5 protein-coding genes are annotated in these 3,529 nt (G+C 50.4%); all 5 read left to right on the forward strand.

The window, feature by feature from the left end; all coding sequences use genetic code 11:
• The first annotated feature begins 185 nt into the window (after positions 1–185).
• The 5 genes from ACR0P9_RS09340 (at position 186) to ACR0P9_RS09360 (ending at position 3,369) form a co-directional block, all read left to right on the forward strand.
• Positions 186–479, forward strand: a complete 294-nt coding sequence (locus tag ACR0P9_RS09340; protein WP_432619487.1) for a hypothetical protein — start codon at positions 186–188, stop codon at positions 477–479.
• Between the two features lie 131 nt (positions 480–610).
• Entirely contained in the window at positions 611–1,168 is a 558-nt protein-coding gene (locus ACR0P9_RS09345) for an RNA polymerase sigma factor (RefSeq protein ID WP_432619489.1), read from the forward strand.
• The gene (locus tag ACR0P9_RS09350; protein ID WP_432619491.1) at positions 1,165–1,917 is read left to right on the forward strand and encodes a DUF4367 domain-containing protein; all 753 of its coding nucleotides are present in this window, start codon (positions 1,165–1,167) and stop codon (positions 1,915–1,917) included. Before ACR0P9_RS09345 ends, ACR0P9_RS09350 begins: the two co-directional genes overlap by 4 nt.
• Before the next feature lie 9 nt (positions 1,918–1,926).
• Positions 1,927–2,427 (forward strand): hypothetical protein, encoded by a 501-nt coding sequence (locus ACR0P9_RS09355; protein ID WP_432619493.1) that lies wholly within the window; start codon positions 1,927–1,929, stop codon positions 2,425–2,427.
• Between the two features lie 96 nt (positions 2,428–2,523).
• On the forward strand, positions 2,524–3,369 hold the full coding sequence (locus ACR0P9_RS09360; RefSeq protein WP_432619495.1) for a sigma-E processing peptidase SpoIIGA: 846 nt from the start codon (positions 2,524–2,526) through the stop codon (positions 3,367–3,369).
• Positions 3,370–3,529: the final 160 nt, after the last annotated feature.

The raw sequence follows: 3,529 nt of genomic DNA on the forward strand, positions 1-3,529 counted from the left end.
GAGTATGACAGCTTTTCTGAGGCGCTCAAAGCCGCGGAAAGCATTGATCCGAATGAGGTCAACCCGTTCCCGCTGTGGAATGAGATGGGCGGTTATTCGTTAGAAGAGTAAAAAAACAGACAAAAGCAATCCCCCACTTCTTTTCGGAGGAGTGGGGAATCTGTTTGACGAGGGAAGAACAAATCATGAGCAGACAGGATAAAATACTAACGGACAGAAAAATATTCCATGCAATCGGGTACATATGCATGGCTGCGGCGGTTGTGCTGGCTGTTCAATTTGCCCGGGGAAATCTTGCATGGAGCGATATGGCGCAAGGAATGCTTCCGATTGTTCTGCAAGAGCTGGCAGCCGTGTGCTGGGGAGAATATACGGCGACCAGACCGGATACGGATGCTTGGATTGGGCGGACACTGAAGACGGTGCTCGTCGCCAGTGTTCCTTCTCTGATATGGGCATTTTTTTGGTTTACAAGGTAAAATGATGGTGAATTTCCCGATTTTTTGAAGTCGGGAAATTTTTTTTTAAAATTTTCGCGAAAATGCGTTGCAAATGGCGTTGCTGAATTGTCTTATTAATAGAGGGACAAATAAAACGAAGGGAGAAACGTATGGTTACATGGATTTGTTCGGTTGTATCAGACCCGGACGATCAAGAATTTCTCATCGAATTGTATGAGGAATTTCAGGAGTTGATGTTTTCCGTCGCCAGACGGTATAACAACAACTGGATGAGCTGCGAGGATATTGTGCAAGAAAGCATTTTGCGAATTATTGACAAGCTGGATGTTTTGCGCAGGAAACAACGCAGTGTACAAGCGGCGTATATTGCCATGGTCGTGCGAAATATCGCCATCAATATGTTAAAGCATGAAGATGTGATAAAAGCTCGTGCGGCAGAGGTTTCAGAGCACGAGCCAACGGCACTGACGCTGGATGAAATATTGATTGCGCGGGAAAATGCGGAAGCTCTGGTACAGGCCTTGCAGCGATTGTCCACAGCAGAACAGCTGCTGCTGGAAGGAAAATATATGCTGGAGTATTCTGACACATATCTTGCCAAGCAGATTGGCTGTCAGCCAAAAAGTGTTCGCATGAAATTGACTCGTGCGCGAAGACATGCGCTGCAAGAGATGCAAAAAATTATCAAAGGAGAGGAATTGTCATGAAAAACCGGGAAGATTACCAGGAACAATTGGAGGATGCTGTCACTGGGCTGCTGATGCATGAATGGATAGAGAGTGAAGGAAGACGAGCATTGGAGGAGTACCAAAAAGCAAAAGAAGAGGGAACTCTTGAACCGGTTCCAGAGGAATCCAGTCAGCGCATGATCGCGTTTATTCACAAGCAATTTCGGAAGAAAAGACGCCAGCAGCTGTGCAAAACCATGCTTCGTGTCATGCGGTATTCTGCGGCGGCAGCTTGTGTGCTGCTGACGGTTGTGTCGGTAACGGCGTTTGCGTCCTCTCCGACATTTCGGCAGGATGTTCTGTCATTGGTGACAAAACAGACGGAAACCGGAACAGACTATTCATTTTCGGATGGACGCAATCAGGCTATGCCGTCTGAATACACGGAGACAACTGTGCAAAACTTTACGGTGAACTGGCTGCCAGATGGCTTGGCTTTTCAGAAAGAGGAACGCACACAAGATACCATCGTCGATACTTTTTCTGCGGCAGACGGACGATATTTGACGATACGCAAAGTGACAGGAGCTGCCACGACGGTTTCCGTGGACACAGACGGCGCAGAGATTTCTCAGGCGAAGATTCACGGAAATACCGCACAGGTGGCGGAAAAAGAAGATATGGTGACGGTGACGTGGACGGATACACAGCAGGTGTCGATCTATTGCGTGACAGCGCAGGGCATCGACACGCAAGATGTCCTGAAAACAGCCAAACAGCTTGCGTGAGGAGACAGGATGAAACGAAAAATCAAACAGAGTGCGGCAGTTCTTCTTGCTTTGGGTACGCTGAGCAGTACTGCGTGGGCACATGAACCGGAATCGAACAGCTGGGAAAATTTTTGCTATGCCATGCAGGCAGAGGCTGATCCGGATGTAATCAAACAAGCACCGCCGCCGGATGTCACACCGTTTCAAAAGGCACAGCCGATTGCACCGAGCATGACACAGGTATTTTGTACGATTCGCGTGATGGGAACGCAAGTTTATTGCGGTGCCATGGTTGGTTTGCAGCCGGAATACATGAGCGTGATGAAATTACAGCTGCAAAAAAGCAAAGATGGCAAAGCATGGGAAACACAAGAATCTTGGACGGTAGCGGATCATCTTGCTTCGCAAATGGTGAGTGTGCCTCCGTTTGCGTATCAGTATCGTTTGCGTGTTGTCGTGGATATTTACTCGACAGAGGGCGAACGGGTCAAACAGATCGAAAAATTTTCTTCTTGCGTGTGGGGATGATACCAGACAGATAAAAATTTTTCCTTTCGGACAGGGAACGCCGATTTCTGCGCCAGACATCTTGTATACTAACAGGTACACGGAGGTGGCTGAGGGATGCGCGTGGTGTATCTGGATGTGCTGTTCGTGCTGAATTTTGCGATGGATTATTGCATCCTGCGCTGTGCATCCGCGCTAAGCGGCAGACCTGCTGCGGTTTGGAGGCTGAGCCTTGCGGCGGGCTTTGGTGCGCTGTATGCCGGCGGGTGTGTGGTCTTTCCGCCGCTGTCTGTTCTCCCTGTGCGCATCGCGTCCGGCGCCGTCATGGCAGGAACAGCATTTTCTATTCGCCATATGCGTCTGCTCGTGCGGCAAACACTGCTGGTGCTGCTGGTGGCGTTTGTGTTTGGCGGCGTAGCGGTAGCATTGGAGCAACTGAGCGGAACGCCTCTTATGCAAAATGGTGTGTTGGTGGTACAGGTTTCGCGGCGGGTATTGGCGGCATCAGCATTGCTGGCATATGGCCTCAGCTGTTTCGTCTTTCGCAATCAGGCAAAGGATAATCGGCCGTGCGGTGAATCGGTTTGCATTTGCTGTGAAAAACAGCAAGTGCAGGTGTTTTTGCTGGTAGACAGCGGCAATACCTTGCGGGATCCGATGACGGGAAAGCCGGTGCTGCTGCTGACACGAGATGCCGCCATGCGTATTTTGCCGGAACAGCAGCGGTTTATCGCGCAAAGTCTCAAACAGGACAATGCTGCCGAGCTGGTGCAGCAGGCACAGCAGCATGGCGTGAGGGGATGGCGGCTGCTTGCGTTTCACAGCGTAGGCGGCGGGGGATTGCTGCCGTGCTTTCGACCTCGTGCCGTTGTGCGGGCAGATGGCAGTGCCTATGACTGCATGGTGGCTGTTTCCGTGGCAGATATTGGCTCTGGAGAATTTGACGGACTCATTGGACCGTGAAAGGAGAAGGGTATGCGAATTTGGGAAAAGCTGCGGGAAATGTTGTGCCGACTGGGATTGTTCCCATCGGAAAAAGGGATTTTTTACATTGGAAGCCCGATTGTTTTGCCGCCGCCGCTCACGGCAAAACAAGAACAGGAAGCGGTGTGGGGCTTTCAGC

The sequence above is a fragment of the Butyricicoccus sp. genome, assembly GCF_050872565.1.
GTDB lineage: Bacteria > Bacillota > Clostridia > Oscillospirales > Butyricicoccaceae > Butyricicoccus_A.

What these genes read in the sequence shown, in the direction of transcription:
- ACR0P9_RS09345 (WP_432619489.1), top strand. Translation starts at nt 611, where the DNA reads ATGGTTACATGGATTTGTTCGGTTGTATCAGACCCGGACGATCAAGAA.
- ACR0P9_RS09350 (WP_432619491.1), top strand. Translation starts at nt 1,165, where the DNA reads ATGAAAAACCGGGAAGATTACCAGGAACAATTGGAGGATGCTGTCACT.
- ACR0P9_RS09340 (WP_432619487.1), top strand. Translation starts at nt 186, where the DNA reads ATGAGCAGACAGGATAAAATACTAACGGACAGAAAAATATTCCATGCA.
- ACR0P9_RS09355 (WP_432619493.1), top strand. Translation starts at nt 1,927, where the DNA reads ATGAAACGAAAAATCAAACAGAGTGCGGCAGTTCTTCTTGCTTTGGGT.
- ACR0P9_RS09360 (WP_432619495.1), top strand. Translation starts at nt 2,524, where the DNA reads ATGCGCGTGGTGTATCTGGATGTGCTGTTCGTGCTGAATTTTGCGATG.